Raw genomic sequence first — 18,635 nt, forward strand, 5'->3', positions numbered from 1 at the left:
GAACCGCGTTTATCCGGATTGACGACTGCTTCGCAGCCGAACGGGGATAAATCCCCTCGCCACAGGTTCCGCGCTCGACCAAACCAGGATGCTGTTGCCATGCTGGTTGACCCAAGGCAACTGTGATGAAATGCGACCCCAATCTCTATCGCGCCGCGCCGCCATCACTTGCCGTGAAACCTCGTCTGATTCGTCATCTGTTCCTGCCGCCACTGGTCATCGCCCTGATGATCGGCCTGGGTTTTATCGGCTTCTGGACCAGTGAGCATTTCGGCATTCGCAGCCTCGGCGAGAACGGCCAGCGCCAACTGGAACTGCACGCCCGTGCGGTCGAGAGCGAGATCAGCAAATACACCTACCTGCCCAGCCTGCTGGAACTGGAAACCAGTGTCCCGCAACTGCTGGCCGACCCGACCCCGGAACACCGGCAAACAGTCAACGAATACCTCGAAGGCCTGAACCGGCGCAGCCGCAGTCGGGCCATCTACGTGATGGACACCACCGGCCGCGTCATGGCCACCAGTAACTGGCGCGATGTCGACAGTTACCTGGGAGAAGACCTGTCCTTCCGTGCCTACTTTCAAAAAGCCGTCCGTGGCGAACCCGGCCGTTTCTACGGAATCGGCAGCACCAACGGCGAACCCGGTTACTACCTGGCCCATGGCCTGGAAGAACACGGCAAGATCATCGGCGTCGCCGTGGTCAAGGTGCGTCTGGAAGCCATGGAAGAACGCTGGCAACGGGCGCGCCTCGAAGCGTTTGTCAGCGATGAAAACGGCATCATCATTCTTTCCAGCGATCCGGCCCGACGGCTCAAATCGGTGCTGCCGCTGAGTGAGGAAACCAAGGAAAAACTCGCCCGCAGCCTCCAGTACTACTGGTTCCCGCTCAACGAACTGCAACCGCTGGCTCGCGAAACCTTGTCCGAAGGCGTGGAAAAACTGACCTTCCCGGCCAACAGCGAAGTCGATTCGAATGAAGACGACATCAGCTATCTGGCCCAGACCCGTCCCTTGAGCGACACACCGTGGAATTTCACCCTGCTCACTTCATTGCAGGATTTGCGGCGCGAAGCAATCAATCAGGGGATCCTGGTGGCCGTGGCGTTTGCTCTGGTGGCCTTCCTGCTGATCGCCTGGAACGAGCGGCGCAAGGTCATCGCCACCCGCCTCGCCGCCCGCGAAGCCTTGCAGGAAGCCAACAATCAACTGGAGCGTCGGATTACCGAACGCACCGCCGACCTGCGCGCCAGCAACGAGCGACTGAAAAGCCAGATCCGCGAACGGCGTCAGGCCGAAGAGACCTTGCGCCGCGCTCAGGATGAATTGGTCCAGGCCGGCAAACTCGCCGCCATAGGCCAAATGTCCACCAGCATTGCCCACGAATTGAACCAGCCGCTGGCGGCCATGCGCACGCTGTCGGGCAACACCGTACGCTTTCTGGAACGCGGTCAGCTGGATGTTGCCAGCACCAATCTCAAGACCATCAATGACCTGATCGACCGCATGGGCCGGATCACCGCGAGCCTGCGTTCGTTTGCCCGGCGCGGTGACAATCAGGGCCAGGCCAGCCTCGGTAAAGCCGTGGAAGCCGCACTGCAACTGCTCGGCGCCCGCCTGGAAAACCCGGCACTGCAACTGCACCGGCAATTCATTGATGTGCAGTTGCACATCGACCAGACCCGCCTCGAACAGATTCTGGTCAACCTCATCGGCAACGCCCTCGATGCCATGCAGGCGCAACCGTTGCCGGAACTGTGGCTGGAAGGCGATGAATTCAACGGCAAATATCGCCTGCGGGTGCGCGACAACGGCCATGGCATCGACGCTGAAGCGCGCAAGCATCTGTTTGAACCGTTCTTCACCACCAAGCCCGGCGAACAAGGCCTGGGGCTGGGCCTGACCCTGTCCGCCAGCCTCGCCGCCGCCACTGGCGGCCACCTGGGTGTCGAACACCCCGGTGGCGGCGGTACCACCTTCGTCCTCAGTTTACCGTTGGTAAGCCCTACTCCTGCCGAGCCAATATGAACCACGACCTTAGTGTGCTGATCGTCGAAGACGACCCCCATGTGTTGCTCGGCTGCCAGCAAGCGCTGACGCTGGAAGACATTCCCTGCATCGGCGTCGGCAGTGCCGAAGAAGCGCTGGAGCGCGTCGGTGACAACTTTGCCGGCATCGTCATCAGCGACATTCGCCTGCCGGGCATCGATGGCCTGGAACTGCTGACCCGCCTCAAGCAACGCGACCGCAGCCTGCCGGTGGTGCTGATCACCGGCCACGGCGACATCTCCATGGCGGTCGGCGCCATGCAAAAAGGCGCCTACGACTTCATGGAAAAGCCGTTCTCCCCCGAGCGTCTGGTGGATGTCGCGCGGCGTGCGCTGGAGCAACGCAGCCTCGCCCGCGAGGTTTCATCGCTGCGGCGGCAACTGGCCGAGCGTGATTCTCTCGAAGGACGCATCATCGGTCGCTCGCCAGCGATGCAGAACCTGCGCGAACTGATCGCCAACGTCGCCGACACGTCGGCCAACGTTTTGATTGAAGGTGAAACCGGCACGGGCAAAGAGCTGGTTGCCCGTTGCCTGCACGATTTCAGTCGCCGTCACAGCAAGCAGTTCGTCGCGCTGAACTGCGGCGGCCTGCCGGAGAATCTGTTCGAAAGCGAGATCTTCGGCCACGAGGCCAACGCCTTCACTGGCGCCGGTAAACGCCGGATCGGCAAGATCGAACATGCCGACGGCGGCACGCTGTTCCTTGATGAAGTCGAAAGCATGCCGCTGCCGTTGCAGATCAAACTGCTTCGCGTATTGCAGGAACGCACCCTTGAACGCCTCGGTTCGAACCAGAGTGTGGCGGTGGATTGCCGGGTGATCGCGGCGACCAAATCCGACCTCGACGAATCGAGCAAGGCCGGCGAGTTTCGCAGCGACTTGTATTACCGCCTCAACGTGGTGACTCTGGAGTTGCCACCGCTGCGCGAACGCCGCGAAGACATCCTGCAACTGTTCGAACACTTCACTCAGCAATCAGCCCTGCGCTTCGACCGCGCGTTGCCGGAGCTGGACAACCAGACCCTCTCGAACCTGATGAGCCACGACTGGCCGGGCAACGTGCGGGAACTGCGCAACGTCGCCGAGCGTTTCGCCTTGGGCCTGCCGGCCTTCAAGAAGTCTGGCGCAGGTAGCGCGGGCCAGGGCTTGGCGTTTGCCGAGGCGGTGGAAGCGTTCGAACGCAATTTGCTCAGCGATGCCCTGCAACGCAGCGGCGGCAACCTGACACAGGCGAGCCTGGAACTGGGTATGGCCAAAACCACGTTGTTCGACAAAGTGAAAAAATACGGGTTGAGCCACTGATGGATCTGCTACTGAAAGCCGCACTCGGCGCCGCCGTGGTCGTGATTCTCGCGGCACTGGCCAAGACCAGGAACTATTACATCGCAGGCCTGGTGCCGCTGTTTCCGACGTTTGCCCTGATCGCGCACTACATCGTCGGCAAAGGGCGTTCGGTTGATGATCTGAAGACCACCATCGTGTTCGGGATGTGGTCGATCATTCCGTACTTTGTGTACCTGGCGACGTTGTATGTGATGGTCGATCGTCTGCGGCTGGAGGCTTCGCTGGCGGTGGCAGCGGTGGCGTGGTTGATGGCGGCGACCGTACTGGTGACGGTTTGGGTCCGCCTACACTCGTGACCACTCCCACCGTGTAGGAGCTGCCGCAGGCTGCTCCTACACGGTGGGCGATTAGTGACTGACAGTGCCGCCCGTGGATTCGGCCATGATCTGCCGAATCGCCCCGACAAACGTCTCCACCGGCTGCCCACCGGTCACCGCGTACTGACCGTTGAACACCACTGTCGGCACCGAACTCACCCCGCGTTGCAGCCACACCTGCTCCTCTTCACGCACTTCATCGGCAAATTCGTCCGACGCCAGAATCGCGTCGGCGCGGCGCCGATCCAGCCCGACACTTTCAGCAATCTGCGCCAACTGCGGGCGATCAGACGGATTACCGCCATCGCTGAAATACGCCTTGAACAACGCCTCCTTCAACGGCAACTGCAAACCCTCCAGCCCCGCCCAATGCAGCAAACGATGCGCATCGAAGGTGTTGTAGATGCGGCTGTTGCCATCGGTGCGAAAGGCAAACCCCAGATCAGCACCACGGGCACGAATGGCTTCGCGGTTCTTCTGTGACTGCTCAGGCGTGGAGCCATATTTCTCGCCGATGTGCTCGGTGATGTTCTGCCCTTCGGGGCCCATCTTCGGATTCAGCTCGAACGGCTGGAAATGAATCTCGGCCTGCACTTCGTTGCGCAGGGTCTCCAGCGCCTGAAGCAGGCCATACAGACCGACGACGCACCACGGGCAGGACACGTCGCTGACAAAGTCGATTTTCAGAGTGGAATTCATGACTCACCTCGCGCGGCAAAATCCAGACGATACACCTGCTCCGGATTTTGCGGTGAATGTCGGGCCTGCTCACGATCGGGCCTTTGAGTCAGAGTAGATTGGTTCCCGCCACCGGCTCGATCTGCGCCCAGTGCGAAGTGTCTTCACGATGCGCCTGCAAATACGGCAACACCGCCGCCAGCAACGGCGCCTTGAATGCCTCTTGAAAACGATGCGCCAGCCCCGGAATCAGCTTCAACTGACTGCCGCGAATATGCGCCGCCAGATGCACGCCATGCATCACCGGCAGCAACGGATCGGCCGTGCCGTGCACCACCAGCGTCGGCACGCGCAATTGATTGAGCAGCGCCACCCGGCTCGGTTCGGCAAGAATCGCCATGATCTGCCGCTTGACCCCTTCAGGATTGAACGCGCGGTCATAGGACGCCGCCGCTTGTTGCAGCAACGCCTGCCGATCATCGCTGACCGTCGGACTGCCCAGCGCCGCCAGCAAATCAGCCTGCTGCTCCAGCGCCACTCGACGATTCGGCGCGCCACGGCGCGATAGAAGTTGCACCAGCGCCGCACTCGGCGCCGGTAAACCTTCGGCGCCGGAGGTGGTCATGATCAGCGTCAGGCTCTCGACCCGTTGCGGCGCCATGGCCGCCATGTGCTGGGCGATCATCCCGCCCATGCTCGCGCCCAGCACATGGAACTGCTCGACGTGCAAAGCATTCATCAAGCCCAGCGCATCGTCGGCCATGTCGGTCAGGCTATAAGGCGCCGACACCGGCAGACCGAGTTTGTAGCGCAGCACTTCAAAGGTCAGGTTGGCCTCCAGCGGAGCCTGGCGCCAGGTCGACAAACCGACATCGCGGTTGTCATAGCGGATCACTCGAAAGCCCTGCTGACACAGCGCTACCACTACTTCATCCGGCCAGTGGATCAACTGCCCGCCCAGGCCCATCACCAGCAACAATGCCGGATCCGACGCGCGACCAATGCTCTGGTAGGCGATGCTGACCTGCGCCAGATCGGCCCGCTCGGTCGGTACGTTGACATCGCAACGCGAGGCGGCAAACGACGGCAAGCCGAATAAAAGCGCGGCCAACAGGGCCGCGACTGATAAAAAAACCTTGTGCATGAAAAACACCGAAACGCAGAACCCCAGTAGAGCGCGAGTCTGATGAAGTTTGTTCAAGCGCGCTGCCACAGTTCGATGACAGTTTGATGAAGAGTGCCGAGCGGTCGTTCGACGATAACCGCTTGCCGATAACTATGTACCTCCACCGAGGTCGGCAATTTCCATTGAATGGCTCACGGAGGAAGCGGATCCGCCGCTTCACATCGCGAGTGATGGCGACCATGCCAGATTCTTTACTGCTCCACTTGCCGGCTACGGCGCCGGCAGTGACACCATCCCGATTGCGCCTGCCAGACATCCATGACGACGCCCTGCTGACGAGCGCGTCGCAACGTTGGCGCGACAGCAGCCAAGGGCTGCGCGAACTGGTTGTCGGGATTCCGGCCGTTCGGGCGACCCTCGTTCAATTGCTCGAAGCGAAGCTGGATCTGGGTGAGCCGGACATTGGCCTGCAATTCTCGGGCACGGAACAGCGCCCCGGACAGTTCGTGCCCATCGCCCAGGCCTGCGCTTTTGTCTTCCAGCATCCGCAGGTACCAGGCACGCTCAACGCGCAATGCCATGTGACCGGCTTGCCCGCCTCCCATGACTTGTTCAACCTCACACCGCAGCAATTGCTTGAACGGGTCAGGACACTCGACCCGTTGCAGGCCACGGAAACCGCGTGGAATCAGTACTGGGACGCACGCGCGCCGGGCGCGCCGGTGTCACGTCGCGAACGAGCCAGCCAGTTGTATCGCGATCATCTGGAAGCCACCGCACACTTCGCGTTTGCCAAAGGCCAGTTGACCGCCGAACAACTGCGACCGCTGCTGGCCCTGATGGATGCCAACGCCGCCACGCCACTGCTCAGCACTGAGCAGCTGTCGCTGGTGTTGAGCAACGGCAGCAAAGTCAAACTCCCTGCCGCCTGGGTCATCAGCTTCGGGGGCCGCCAGCCGGTTGCGCAATGGCTATACCTGCCGTTGCGTCCCGAGGCATTCAAAGGTTTTGCCCAACGCAGCGAGCTTGAGGCCTGGCTGAGCACTCAGCCATTGGTGCCCAGCGGTTTATCGACTAGCGGCCTGTCATTCGAATACACCGACAGAAACCCGCCTCTGAGCACAGGCATGACTGACCTGCTGGCTCACTTGCAGCAGGCGCAGATCAATGCGCTGCGCCATGGCAGCGTCGGTAAAGCCGATCTGGCCGAACAGGCGGGCAAAGCCCTCGATCAAGCCGATCAGATCGACCAGCAACGCAGCACCGCCGCCGTATTCGCCTCGCCACCAACCGTGTTGGCTGACGTTGCCGATGACGAAGACGATGAGGCGTCACTGTTCGGCAATCTGTACGCCGACATTCCCTGGGCGCTGCGTCAGGCAGCGCTCAAACGCCAGCGCGACGCACTCGAAACCCTGCAAGGCACTGCGCACGCCAGCACCGCCCTGCAATCGGTGAAGGATTTGAACAACACCTTGGAAACCGCCGAACAAGCCGCCAACAAAGCCGCCACTGCCCTGCTGTGGCGCCCGCAGTCAGTGGATCTGGAAGTGTTCAATCGTGAGCTCAACGCGTTGCATCAGGCGCACAAGGCGGGCTTGCAGACTGAAGTCAAACTGCAACAGGCCCTCGAACAGTTGAACAGCGAGGAATGCGCTCGGGTAACCGCGCTGCTCGACACCCCGGCCACTGCCGATGCCAATCATGTCGCGGCAAGCCTGACCCTGACGATGAACGAACAGTCCGGTGACAATCCCACGACCCGCACGCAATCGCTTTACGGCCCGTTTGTGATGACTCATCCGGACGCGCTACTCGACCCGATGTCGCCGCACAGCGTGTTGCTGTTTTGGCCCGGTATCGGCGGCGGCCTGCAAAAGTTCGCCAATCGTCAGGCGCTCGACCGTCAGGTGTTCCACATCGCCGAGCAGGACAAGGCCCTCGCTTTACAGTTGACCCGCCTCAGCGGTGACCCGCTGCTGCACGCTTTGAGTCAACAGGTCGCCGACTTTGAAGCGCAGGCCGGCGCGATCCGCACGCGCCTGGTTGAAGCCACCGAGACTGCCGAGCGCGAGCAGCAACTGGATATTTTGCGCAAACGCTTCCTCGCCGCGCTGCAAGTCCCGGTGCACGCGGCTCGAAGCCTGGCACTGGCCCACCTGCTGGAGCAAAAACACAGCAGCACCCTGGCGACAAACTTGCCGTCCTGGCTGAGCAATCTGTCTACCACCGACCGTATCGCGCTTAAAAGTGACATCGGCGCCTTTATCCAGGCGATGCAACGCAGCCACGAACTGTTGACCCTCGCCCTGGAACCGAGGGACGACTTCACTCGCAAGCACCTGAATGCGCGCCTGCGCAAAGACTTCTCGCTCAAAGATGACTTCACGGTAACGCTGGATCTGCCTGACGGCGTCACGTGGGAGAAGCGCTATTCCAGCGGGCTCACCGGGACGGTAACGACCACGGTCATGGTCGCCAGTGCCAAACGCAGCAGCATGACGCTTGCCGAACTGGCCCAACTCAATATAGACAAGGAAAAGTCGGTGCAAGAGGATCCGCTGTCGCAGCGGCTGGTGTTCCTGCGGCTGTATGTGGTCAGTGCGAATACTCGAGAGCGCAATCGGTTGGTCAACGGCATCAACGTGACCTACTTGCGCAAGATCCTGCCCGAACTCGATCTGCCCCGCGCCTATGAGCGGCTGATTCTCGATGCCTTCACAGGCGCCGTCAGCGAAGCACCGTTCACCCGCGAGCATCGTCGCGAATGCCTGATAGAGCCTTGGCGCCTGATGCTCAAGTTGCAAGGTCGCTTCGCTCGCCTGCAAGGCCATATCAACAACGACGAACTGCGCACCCTCGAGATTGCCATCAGTGCTGACAGCGCGTCCGCGTGGAACACGGGGGGCCAACGTGTGGTGATTTTGCCCGCCAGCCTGACTGTCGGCGGCAAGGACACGCTCAATCAAGGCCCCAGCACTCTGTCAGGCGTGACCTTCATTGAGGAACAGGTCAGCGGCGTGACGCTGCTTTATCTTCCCGACAGCCCGGATGAGCGCTTTCTGCGCCGTTACGACAACCTTGAATCGGCGCGCAAGGCGCTGTTCAAACTTTGTCAGCAGGATTCAATGATCCGCTACCTGGCCGGCCGAGCCGTGCAGGGCAACGTGCGCGCCCATGAAAGCCGTATCAATGACACCGTACAAAAGCGCTTCGACGCCTTGATCGGCGTCGGCCCGCGCTGGCCGGCAAGCACGTCCTTCGCCAGCCACTTGCTCGATGCCCACATGGGGCGTCTGCTCGAAGCTCATCGCGGTACTTCCCGCTCCAACGACGCGCTGTATATGGAGCGTTATGCCCTCAAAGGCCCGCGTGCGTTCAATTACTTGAAGATGGCGCTGGGCATGCTGCCGTTCATTGGCACCGCCATCGCGCTCTACGATGCCTGGACCGCCGCCAACCAGGCGGTAGCCGCCTTCTTGCGCGGAAACGTCGGCGACGGTCTGGAGGAAATCAAAACCATGCTGCTGTGCCTGATCGATGCGGCGATGGACTTTATTCCCGGTGATGCCATCGCTGGCGGTCTGACCAGTAACGCCAGCGCGCTGACCCGGGCCCGTCAGCTGCGCAGGCTGACCCGAAGCGCCGCGGCATTCCACCTCCCGTCCCAGCGTCAGACCCGGCACCTGATCGCGCGTTTTGCCGGCTACGAGTATGAAAAACCGATCTCGCTGTCTGGCCTGCACCCGGCCACCCATGGTCTTTATCGTGGCATTTACCGGCATACCGACGGGGACTTCATCGTCCGCCAGGGGCGCATCTTCGAAGTTCAATACAGCCGTGATTCACACCACTGGCGACTGTCTGGCAACAGCAAGCGAACCTACAAGCAACCCATCGCACTGGATGAAGCCGGCCAATGGGATACCTGGTTCGGCGTTTACGGCAGCACCTTCGGCGGTGGCGGGCTGGGCGGCGGAAATGTGCCCGGCCATCTGGCAAATGCACTGGATCCGTACTGGCCGCAAGTGATTCGGCAATATCTGCCCGCCTGGCTGACGGGACATATCAGTCGCCAGCGTCTGAGGCTCAAAGCAGACGCCGACGATATGGCAGCCCCCGTCTTTACCCGATTGAATGAGAGCAACGACGCGATCTACCGTTACCGCGCGGCAACGCCTGCAGAACAACAGTTGCAGCGCGCGACGCTTGACGCCACGTGTGAGGGCGATATCGAGATGGCTCTCCGGCATTACGAAAAACTGGACACCTATCGTCTGCTTGCCGAGAGAAAAAATTATTCAAGAACACTCGAGATCCAGAGCGAAGTGGCCTCCTGGCTGGTAGATCGGTACTGGCATCGCGCTTTATTCAACTCTCAGGATGTCGTCACGGCGGCCCATCGTCTGGATGCGCTGCAAGACGTGATCGACAACTTGCCGGCCGAGATGCTGGCCCAACGCCTGAAACATTTCGAAGAAGGCCGCTTGATACATATCGACATCCTGAAGAAGCTGATCCAGATGGAGGAGCTCAGGGACAACGTCCTGCACTGGAACAAGAGTGTCGTCAAAAAGGCGCACAAAGAGCACGTCACAAGAATGATCGAAAACATCAAGGAAAAGCAGAACGACGCCATTCTGCTGCGCATGCGAACCAGCCAGAGGCTGGAAATCATCAGACGCTACGACAATGTCAAGGATGTGTCCTGGTTCGATCTTCAGGAACAGTCGGACGAGCTCTTTAACCTTTTCGATCGGGCCATGTTCAACCACCACACCCTGAGGACAGTCGAAGCGACGGTGGCCCAGCGCAGTCAGATTCTTCAGAACTGTCTCGAGGTGTACACCCGGTTTCAACGCGGGATGAGGATCTGGACAGCCTCCTATCCGCAACACTTTCACCTCGATGAAGTCCCGGCACTGATGAGCGGAATCGAAAAAATGGCGGAGCGCGCCCGCAAGGGCATCATCGACGAACCCATCAAGATACCGGCGGGCCAGCCGGTGCCGCGGATCTTCACCACAGCAGACAATCAGCTGCTATACGGTGTCGAGCGCTGGCACGCGACGACCCAGAGGCGTCAGTACGTTTCGACCGGTCGCGGCGGACACGAGGAAATCTGGGAGCAAGGCACTGACAATCAGATCCGCCTGTTGAATCCGCGCAGCGTAGAGCAACCCGCACCGGAACAAAGGAGCCTGGCCGCGTTATTGACTGATGCACAACGACGGCTGGACGCCCAACCGGCCTATCACACCAAGGTTCAGTCCTACGCGGACCAGGACATGCTGCCAGTCGAATTGCAGCACATGATGGATACCGAGGCGACCGAACTCACCACTCGCGCCAATCGAATCGAAGCGCTCGATGCGCAGGATCCGATCATCCGGCAATTGCGCAACAAGGCCCGCGAACTGACTGCCACCGGACGGGCCATGCGTACCCGCCAGACGCTGGCCATTCAAAAACCTACCGACGGCATGCTGGATGACCTCATGGGGGAAGGTGTCGTGGAAATTCGCAGGTCAGCCTCGCTGAAATACCTGGGAAAATTCAGAGGCCATCACGACCATATGCAGGAATACGAGATCTGGACGAAACAGCCGCAAGCGTTGCTGTGGTACGCCCACTTTCACTATCGCAGCGCGACCAAGTCGTTCAGAAGTTTCGAAAAAGCCCATTTGAAACTGCGCGAGCACCGATGGCTGACCCACGCTGACAATCCCGATCTGCCTTATGCCGATATCGGTAAGCAGTCGACTGTGCTGGTTCATTTTGAGGCCGCAATTGCTCGGATCGAGGGTGCGCACGCGCCCTGAGCCAGTCTTCCCTACTCTGATAAAAAACCGCGTCCTCGCGGATGCGGTTTTTTATCCGGCAACGACTTAAGCCAACTGACTGCGCAACCGCCGCGCCGCCGCCACCATGTTCACCAACGCCGCTTCCGTCTCCGGCCAGGCGCGGGTCTTCAGGCCGCAATCGGGATTGACCCACAGCCGCTCGGCGGGAATCCGTTTGACCGCTTTACTCATCAACTTGACCATCTCGGCAGTGTCCGGCACCCGTGGCGAGTGGATGTCGTAGACGCCCGGGCCGATGTCATTCGGGTAGTCGAACGCTTCGAAGGCGTCGAGCAGCTCCATGTCCGAACGCGAGGTTTCGATGGTGATCACGTCGGCGTCCATGTCGGCAATTGCCTTGATCACATCGTTGAATTCGCTATAGCACATGTGGGTGTGGATCTGGGTTTGGTCCTTCACACCGGAGGCGGTCAAACGGAACGCTTCGACGGCCCAATCCAGATAGTCCTGCCATTGCGCACGGCGCAGCGGCAGGCCTTCGCGGAACGCGGCTTCGTCGATCTGCACGATCTTGATCCCGGCGTTTTCCAGATCCACCACTTCGTCACGCAGGGCCAGCGCCAGTTGCTGCGCCTGGATTTTGCGTGACACATCTTCACGCGGGAACGACCACATCAGCATCGTCACGGGGCCGGTGAGCATGCCTTTCATGACCTTTTCGGTCAGGCCTTGGGCGTAAGTGATCCAGTCGACGGTCATGGCATTCGGGCGACTGAGATCACCATAAATCACCGCCGGTTTCACACAGCGCGAACCGTAGCTCTGCACCCAGCCGAAACGGGTGAACAGGTAACCGTCGAGCTGCTCGGCAAAGTACTCGACCATGTCATTGCGCTCGGCCTCACCGTGTACCAGCACATCCAGCCCCAGGCGTTCCTGCACCTGCACCGCATGGCGGATTTCACTGCGCATGGCGTCGTGGTAATCGTTGGCCGACAGCTTGCCCTGCTTGAACGCCTGCCGCGCCAGACGGATCGAAGCGGTCTGCGGGAACGAGCCGATAGTCGTGGTCGGGAAGGTCGGCAATTGCAGACGCGCCTGTTGTTGGGCGATGCGTTTGGCGAAGGGCGATTGGCGCTGACTGTCGTTGGCGTTGATCGCCTTGATCCGTGCCTGCACCTCGGCCTTGTGGATGCGTGGCGACTGCGCCCGGCTGGCCTGAATCGCCCGGCTCTGGGCCAATGCGCGTTGCACCTTGGGTGCTTGCGGATCATTCAAGGCATCACGCAGCACGGAGATTTCGCTGCACTTCTGCACGGCAAACGCCAGCCAGCTTTTCAGTTCCGGATCGAGCGTGTCTTCACGCTCGACATCCACCGGGCTGTGCAGCAACGAGCAGGAACTGCTGACCCACAGGTTGTCGCCGAAACGCTCCTGCGCCGGTTGCAATTGCGCCAGCGCCTGCTCCAGTTCGCAGCGCCAGACGTTGCGCCCGTTGACCAGGCCCACCGAGAGAATCTTGTAGGTCGGCAGCCGATCAAGCACCTGACCGAGTTGCTCCGGCGCACGCACCGCGTCGATGTGCAGCCCCTGCACCGGCAGGCCAACGGCCAGACCGAGATTGTCTTGCAGGCCACTGAAATAGGTCGCCACGAGCTTCTTCAGTGGCGAGTACTGGAGGATGTGATAGGCGCGTTCGAAAGCGCTTTTCCACGCTTGCGGCAGGTCGAGGGTGAGGATTGGTTCGTCGATCTGTACCCACTCCACGCCTTGCTCGGCGAGACGCACGAGGATTTCGTTGTAGACCGGCAGCAGGCGTTCGAGCAGATCGAGCTTGTCGAAGTCGTTGCCTTTGGCCTTGCCCAGCCACAGATACGTCAGCGGGCCGATGATCACCGGTTTGACGTTGTGGCTCAGCGCCTTGGCTTCTTCGACTTCATCGAACAACTGCTCCCAGCTCAGCTTGAACTGTTGATCAGCGCTGAACTCCGGGACCAGATAGTGATAGTTGGTGTCGAACCACTTGGTCAGCTCCTGCGCGTATCGGGTCTTGCCGTGGTCGCCAGCGCAGCAACCGGCCGTGGCACCGCGCGCCATCGCGAACAGGGTATCGAGGCTCGGCTGGCCGTGCTCATCGCGCACGCCGTCGAAACGCTCGGGGATCACGCCGAAGGTCAGCGAGTGAGTCAGCACTTGGTCGTACCAGGCGAAATCGCCAACCGGCAGCAGATCGATGCCGGCCGCTTTCTGCAACTGCCAGTGAGCAGCGCGCAGATCGCGGCCTACCTGGTTCAGCGCAACCTGATCGATATCGCCTTTCCAGTAGGCTTCGAGGGCTTTTTTCAGTTCACGGTCGGCGCCGATGCGCGGAAAACCAAGGGTGTGGGCCACGGCCATGTCGAATGAGCTCCATTGCGTAAAAGATGGCGCCATTGTCGACAGTCAAGCCAACATGAGACAAACTCAACCTTTTCGTGTTGATCACAAGTTTTCCTCATGGAGCCAGCCGGTGCTTGAAATCCGTCACCTGAAAACCCTGCACGCACTGCGCGAAGCCGACAGCCTGGTCGACGCCGCCGACCGTTTGCACCTGACCCAATCGGCGCTGTCCCACCAGTTCAAGGAGCTTGAGGAACGGCTGGGGATGCCCTTGTTCGTGCGCAAGACCAAACCGGTGCGCTTCACCAGCGCCGGCCTGCGCCTGCTGCAACTGGCCGACGCCACCCTGCCACTGCTGCGCGCTGCCGAGCGTGACATCGCTCGACTGGCCGGCGGCACCGCCGGGCGCCTGCACATGGCCATCGAATGCCACAGTTGCTTCCAGTGGCTGATGCCGACCATCGACCAGTTCCGCGATGCCTGGCCAGAAGTCGAACTCGACCTCGCCTCGGGCTTCTCCTTCGCCCCGCTACCGGCCCTGGCCCGAGGTGATCTGGATCTGGTGGTAACGTCCGACCCACTGGAAATTTCCGGCATCACCTACGTCCCGCTGTTCACCTACGAAGCCATGCTCGCGGTGGCCAATCAGCATGCACTGGCCAGTAAACCGTACATCGTCCCCGAAGACCTGCTGAGCGAAACGCTGATCACCTACCCGGTGGAACGCGACCGCCTCGACATCTTCACGCGCTTCCTCGAACCGGCCGACATTGAACCGGCGCAGGTGCGCACTTCGGAACTGACCGTGATGATGATGCAACTGGTGGCCAGCGGCCGTGGCGTCTGCGGCATGCCGCACTGGGCACTGCATGAATACAGTTCGCGGGGTTATGTGAAGGGCAAGCGGCTGGGCGAGAAAGGTCTGTTTGCCACGCTGTACGCCGGGATTCGCGCCGACATGCTGGATGCGCCGTACATGCGCGATTTTCTGCTGACCGCCAAGGACACTTCGTTTTCGACGCTGGATGGTGTCAGCGCGGTGCGTTGATCACCAAATTGCCGCTCGCTCACACAGGGGATTTGCGTGACGCCGTGCCCTGTGTCTTTTGATATTAAACGGCTGCTGTTTAAGCGACATGTCCAGACACGGACTCAGGCTACACATCCTTGCGTCACGGCCTACAGCTACGCCAGAATCCGCCGGCTTGTGCGCCTTGGGCCTGGTCTCTATCGTTTGTCGGTCGCTGACACATTCAGCGATCGGGTTTAGCGATCCGGCCGCACCAGTGCCCCCGTCTCGATTGCAGTCGTTCCGTGCATGCATCGTGCGTAATGGTGGCTGTGCGTGGGAGACCTTCGGGTCTACCCGGGGTTTCTGTAACCCGGATCGCTAACCTGCGTACAGCCGCCACCTTCACTTGTTTAGCGATGAGTCGTGGCGGCTCAGCCTTTACGGAGATTCGCCATGTTCAAGGTAACGCCCAACCCGCCTCGCCTCCCCAGCACCTTGTTCCACGTCACCCCCGACGCCGATAACGAAACCCTCCTCGCCCACGCCTGTGAATCCCTCGCCTCGGCGAGCGTGATGCTCAGTGATTTCGCCGGACTGCTCGACACGCCGCATCGCAACACCCTGCTAGGTATCCAACAGGTGGTAATGCTCGGCGAACTGACCGTCAATCGAGCGCTGGATAACATCGATCCCCCAGCCTGAAACACAAATCCCCTGTAGGAGTGAGCCTGCAGGGTGGATCAGAGTTCGCGCCACATGTGGATCTTGTCGAAGTAGTCCTCGCCCACCCGCACCGCCAGCGGTTCCAGGCCGAACTGGATAAAGCCGCAGCGCTGATACAGCTTGAACGCGGCGTCATTGCCGGCGGTGACGGTGAGCTGGATGAGTTTCAGCTCGGGCTGTTTTTGGGCTTGAGTGATTGCCGCTTGCACCAGTTCGAAACCGAGGCCGTGCTGGCGAAAATCGGCCGAGACGTACATGCCGAATAGCGTCACCTTGTGGCGGGCCTTCTCACGCGGCTCGAACGCCAGCCCGACAATGCCGGCCAACGTCCCCGCTTCGAATGCACCCAGCACCACATCAAGCTTGCTGGTCAGCCGCGCTTCCCACCAGCTCAGCGGCATCGCCGCGCGTTCACGCACGCTGGAGGTGAACGCCTGTGGATGGCGGTCGTAGGCTTCGAGCATCAGCTCACGGTAGGCCAGGGCATGGCTGGCATCCAGCCGCTCGATCCACATCTCAGGCAGCTCGCCGTTGTTCAAGCATCAGGCGCACGGCCAGGCCGCCAAGCACCATGCCCATGAAATAACGCTGCATCGCCAGCCACGTCGGGTTGCGCACGAACCACGACGCGATGCCGGCGGCGAACAGTGCGATCAATAGATTGACGGAAAAACTGACGCTGATCTGGGTCAGGCCGAGGATGATGCTCTGGGTGAACACAGAGCCGTGTTCAGGGGTGATGAACTGCGGAAACACCGAGAGGTAGAACACGGCGATCTTCGGGTTCAGTGCGCTGGTGAGAAAGCCCATGGTGATCAGTTTGCGCGACGAATCCGGCGGCAGTTGCTGCGCTTCGAACGGCGAACGTGCGCCGGGTTTCACCGCTTGCCAGGCCAGCCACAGCAGGTAAAGAGCACCGGCCCACTTCAACACTTCGTAGGCCATCGGCACGGCGAGGAACACCGCCGTCAAACCGGCCGCCGCCGCGAACATATGCACAAAGAACCCGCTCACCACACCAAGCAACGATGTCACGCCAGCCTTGCGCCCCTGACAGATCGAACGCGAGATCAGGTAGATCATGTTCGGCCCCGGCGTCAGCACCATCAGCAACGCGGCGGCCGCAAAAATCAGCAGGTCTTGAAGCGGGATCATGGCGGGCGTCCTGTGCGTGGATGATCAGGCGATCGCAGTCAGCGAGGCTCGATAAAACGGCAGGATCAGGTCGCGTGTCAATGGCGCCAGTTCGACATTGCCGTCGGTCGCCGGGTCGATCCAGATCACTTCTTCGATTTCAGCAGCCGGAGTGACCTGTGCGTCGATGGTCAGTTGAAAAATCTCTGCCTGTACGACAAAGCCCGGCTCGTTGGCGGCAGGTGCCGAGAACTGACCGAGGAACGCGGCTTGCGTCGGATCGATCAGCAGACCCAGCTCTTCTTCCAGCTCACGGGCCAGTGCATGCAGCGGTAGTTCGTGGGGCTCGATCTTGCCGCCCGGTTGCATGAAGGCGCGGGTGTTGCGCTTGCGCACCAGCAGGGTTTGGCCGTCGGGGCCGAGCAGCAGCGCGGCGGCGATACGGATGATGCGTGGGGAGACAACGGATGCAGAGGTCATGGGGCAGCCACCGGCCTGAAAAAACCGCAAGGATCCCACGCCTTCCCGGTGACGTCACCTCACAGGTCATCCCCCTGGGCTGTGAGCGCTGCTTCAACCTCCTGCGGCAACTTGACGAAAACCTTGTACTTGCCGCCTTCCATGGCTTCGAAAGCGATCAGTTTTTCCACCAGCAACCCACTCAGGACCTTGCCGGCATTGAGCAACAACATGCCGTTATCGGCATTGAGATTGCGCGCCAGAATCATCCCCGCCACCAAATCCCGCGTGGTCAGCACCTTGACCGTCGGGTCGGCCAGCGTGACGTCGCTGAGGAAGGCCGCACACACCTGAATGAAGTCTTCGACCAGTTCCGGGTCGTACAAGCGCCCGGCGTACTGACGCAGGTAAAGCAGCGCTTCATCGCTGTTCATCTGCCGCTCGAGGATCAAACCGCGCTGCAACTCGACGAAATCCACCGCCAGTTTCAACAACCGTGAACCGAACGGAATCGCCTGGCCCTTGAGCCGGTCGGGAAAGCCGCTGCCGTCCCAGCGCTCTTGATGATGCAGGATCAACTGTGCCGCATCCTTCATAGGGTCCAGGGTCATCAGCAGTGATTCGCTCTGCTTGGGATAAGCGCGATAACGCTCGCGATCGGTATGGTGCAGCAGATCCGATGGCGTCGTCATCATGCCGTCGGTCCAGCTCAGTTTGCCGACGTTGTAGAGCGCCGCGGCCATGGTCAGGTCGCGGCTGGTGACTTCATCCAGACCATGTTGTGTGCAGTAGCTGCGCACCAGTTCGATGATCTGCCGGTTGGTCTGTTTGGCCGGGGGCAAGCGCAGGTTGGCCAGCAGCGAGAACACCTCGGTGCCGGTAACGTAGCTGTGCTTGAGCTCTTCGTAGGCCAGATCGAGCATGTCGGCGGTCTGCTGCAGTTCGGCAGTGCGCGAGGCTACGTGCTTCTCCAGGGTGCTGTTGAGCAACTTGAGCTGGTCGTTCTGCACCCGGGTCAAGCGCTCCAGACGCTGGCGCTCCTGCTCGGAGCGTTGATGCTCAAGGGACTGACGCAGGATCAGCAGCAACTCTTCGTCATTCCACGGCTTGCTGATGTAGCGGTGTATCTGCCCGTCATTGATCGCCTTGATGATGGCGGACGGGTCGGCATAACCGGTGAGCATGATGCGTACAGCCGCCGGATGGCGCTCACGAACCAGGGCCAGCAACGAAGCGCCGTCCATCGTGGGCATGCGGGCATCGCTCATCACCAGGTCCACTGGTTGCTGCGCCAGCAGTTCCAGCGCCTGGGCACCGCTGGTGGCCAGCAGGACATCGTAAGGCTGGCCGCGCAACAGGCGGCGCAAGCTGTTCAGGATCGACTCCTCGTCATCGACCAGCAGCACTTTGGGGCGGTGGGTCAGTGTCGGGGGGGATTGCTCTTCCATGGCGTGGCCTCAAGCGTAACAGGGGTGTACGACGCACCGTGCCGACAGCTTCGCTGGCGCGCGCGTGACTCAAAGGCTAGATGATTTTTGGCAGCCTTCACGCCAATCTTCCGCACTGGACGCAGGCGAAGTGCCGGGGGGACAACTATGCTCAACCTGTT

General features: G+C 60.8%; 13 protein-coding genes. 6 read left to right on the forward strand and 7 right to left on the reverse strand.

The annotated features are described in order from the left end of the window. The first annotated feature begins 125 nt into the window (after window positions 1-125). Genes PSH79_RS21965 through PSH79_RS21975 form a run of 3 tightly spaced genes read left to right on the forward strand, consistent with a single transcriptional unit; the run spans window position 126 to window position 3,690 of the window. A complete protein-coding gene (locus PSH79_RS21965; protein ID WP_305439574.1) occupies window positions 126-2,027 on the forward strand; it encodes an ATP-binding protein in 1,902 nt (633 codons plus the stop codon). Between the two features lie 44 nt (window positions 2,028-2,071). Further along, window positions 2,072-3,352, forward strand: coding sequence for a sigma-54 dependent transcriptional regulator (locus tag PSH79_RS21970; protein ID WP_305444059.1), 1,281 nt, complete (start codon window positions 2,072-2,074; stop codon window positions 3,350-3,352). Continuing rightward, window positions 3,352-3,690: a GlpM family protein gene (locus PSH79_RS21975; protein WP_103305465.1), complete on the forward strand. Its 339-nt coding sequence runs from the start codon at window positions 3,352-3,354 to the stop codon at window positions 3,688-3,690. Before PSH79_RS21970 ends, PSH79_RS21975 begins: the two co-directional genes overlap by 1 nt. A gap of 51 nt (window positions 3,691-3,741) precedes the next feature. Here PSH79_RS21975 and PSH79_RS21980 read toward each other — a convergent pair whose 3' ends face one another. Both PSH79_RS21980 and PSH79_RS21985 read right to left on the reverse strand, forming a co-directional pair. Next, window positions 3,742-4,410, reverse strand: coding sequence for a DsbA family oxidoreductase (locus tag PSH79_RS21980; protein WP_305439576.1), 669 nt, complete (start codon window positions 4,408-4,410; stop codon window positions 3,742-3,744). Window positions 4,411-4,498: 88 nt separating this feature from the next. After that, on the reverse strand, window positions 4,499-5,533 hold the full coding sequence (locus tag PSH79_RS21985) for an alpha/beta fold hydrolase (protein WP_305439577.1): 1,035 nt from the start codon (window positions 5,531-5,533) through the stop codon (window positions 4,499-4,501). 221 nt (window positions 5,534-5,754) lie between these two features. Between PSH79_RS21985 and PSH79_RS21990 the strand changes: the two genes are divergently transcribed. Beyond that, window positions 5,755-11,337: a dermonecrotic toxin domain-containing protein gene (locus PSH79_RS21990; protein ID WP_305439578.1), complete on the forward strand. Its 5,583-nt coding sequence runs from the start codon at window positions 5,755-5,757 to the stop codon at window positions 11,335-11,337. 66 nt (window positions 11,338-11,403) lie between these two features. Here PSH79_RS21990 and metE read toward each other — a convergent pair whose 3' ends face one another. Then, a complete protein-coding gene (gene metE / locus PSH79_RS21995) occupies window positions 11,404-13,716 on the reverse strand; it encodes a 5-methyltetrahydropteroyltriglutamate--homocysteine S-methyltransferase (protein ID WP_305439580.1) in 2,313 nt (770 codons plus the stop codon). A 112-nt stretch (window positions 13,717-13,828) separates the two neighbouring features. Between metE and metR the strand changes: the two genes are divergently transcribed. Together metR and PSH79_RS22005 are read left to right on the forward strand one after the other, a co-directional pair. Then, a complete protein-coding gene (metR, locus tag PSH79_RS22000; protein ID WP_305439581.1) occupies window positions 13,829-14,746 on the forward strand; it encodes a transcriptional regulator MetR in 918 nt (305 codons plus the stop codon). A gap of 417 nt (window positions 14,747-15,163) precedes the next feature. Further along, window positions 15,164-15,412 carry a DUF6124 family protein gene (locus PSH79_RS22005; protein ID WP_305439583.1) on the forward strand — a complete coding sequence of 83 codons (249 nt, stop codon included), beginning with the start codon at window positions 15,164-15,166 and terminating at the stop codon, window positions 15,410-15,412. Window positions 15,413-15,450: 38 nt separating this feature from the next. Here the strand turns inward: PSH79_RS22005 and PSH79_RS22010 are convergent, their stop codons facing one another. From PSH79_RS22010 to PSH79_RS22025, 4 genes are read right to left on the reverse strand one after another with little or no spacing between them, the layout of a single operon-like run. Then, on the reverse strand, window positions 15,451-15,948 hold the full coding sequence (locus tag PSH79_RS22010) for a GNAT family N-acetyltransferase (protein WP_305444062.1): 498 nt from the start codon (window positions 15,946-15,948) through the stop codon (window positions 15,451-15,453). 1 nt (window position 15,949) lies between these two features. Then, entirely contained in the window at window positions 15,950-16,588 is a 639-nt protein-coding gene (locus tag PSH79_RS22015; protein WP_305439585.1) for a LysE family translocator, read from the reverse strand. Between the two features lie 24 nt (window positions 16,589-16,612). Further along, on the reverse strand, window positions 16,613-17,047 hold the full coding sequence (locus tag PSH79_RS22020) for an NUDIX domain-containing protein (RefSeq protein WP_305439586.1): 435 nt from the start codon (window positions 17,045-17,047) through the stop codon (window positions 16,613-16,615). 59 nt (window positions 17,048-17,106) lie between these two features. Continuing rightward, window positions 17,107-18,474, reverse strand: coding sequence for an HD domain-containing phosphohydrolase (locus PSH79_RS22025; protein ID WP_305439588.1), 1,368 nt, complete (start codon window positions 18,472-18,474; stop codon window positions 17,107-17,109). Between the last annotated feature and the right edge of the window lie 161 nt (window positions 18,475-18,635).

The organism is Pseudomonas sp. FP2196 (assembly GCF_030687715.1).
GTDB lineage: Bacteria > Pseudomonadota > Gammaproteobacteria > Pseudomonadales > Pseudomonadaceae > Aquipseudomonas.

What these genes read in the sequence shown, in the direction of transcription:
- PSH79_RS22010 (WP_305444062.1), bottom strand. Translation starts at nt 15,948, where the DNA reads ATGTGGATCGAGCGGCTGGATGCCAGCCATGCCCTGGCCTACCGTGAG.
- PSH79_RS21975 (WP_103305465.1), top strand. Translation starts at nt 3,352, where the DNA reads ATGGATCTGCTACTGAAAGCCGCACTCGGCGCCGCCGTGGTCGTGATT.
- metE (WP_305439580.1), bottom strand. Translation starts at nt 13,716, where the DNA reads ATGGCCGTGGCCCACACCCTTGGTTTTCCGCGCATCGGCGCCGACCGT.
- PSH79_RS22025 (WP_305439588.1), bottom strand. Translation starts at nt 18,474, where the DNA reads ATGGAAGAGCAATCCCCCCCGACACTGACCCACCGCCCCAAAGTGCTG.
- PSH79_RS21980 (WP_305439576.1), bottom strand. Translation starts at nt 4,410, where the DNA reads ATGAATTCCACTCTGAAAATCGACTTTGTCAGCGACGTGTCCTGCCCG.
- PSH79_RS22005 (WP_305439583.1), top strand. Translation starts at nt 15,164, where the DNA reads ATGTTCAAGGTAACGCCCAACCCGCCTCGCCTCCCCAGCACCTTGTTC.
- PSH79_RS21990 (WP_305439578.1), top strand. Translation starts at nt 5,755, where the DNA reads ATGCCAGATTCTTTACTGCTCCACTTGCCGGCTACGGCGCCGGCAGTG.
- PSH79_RS21965 (WP_305439574.1), top strand. Translation starts at nt 126, where the DNA reads ATGAAATGCGACCCCAATCTCTATCGCGCCGCGCCGCCATCACTTGCC.
- PSH79_RS22020 (WP_305439586.1), bottom strand. Translation starts at nt 17,047, where the DNA reads ATGACCTCTGCATCCGTTGTCTCCCCACGCATCATCCGTATCGCCGCC.
- PSH79_RS22015 (WP_305439585.1), bottom strand. Translation starts at nt 16,588, where the DNA reads ATGATCCCGCTTCAAGACCTGCTGATTTTTGCGGCCGCCGCGTTGCTG.
- PSH79_RS21985 (WP_305439577.1), bottom strand. Translation starts at nt 5,533, where the DNA reads ATGCACAAGGTTTTTTTATCAGTCGCGGCCCTGTTGGCCGCGCTTTTA.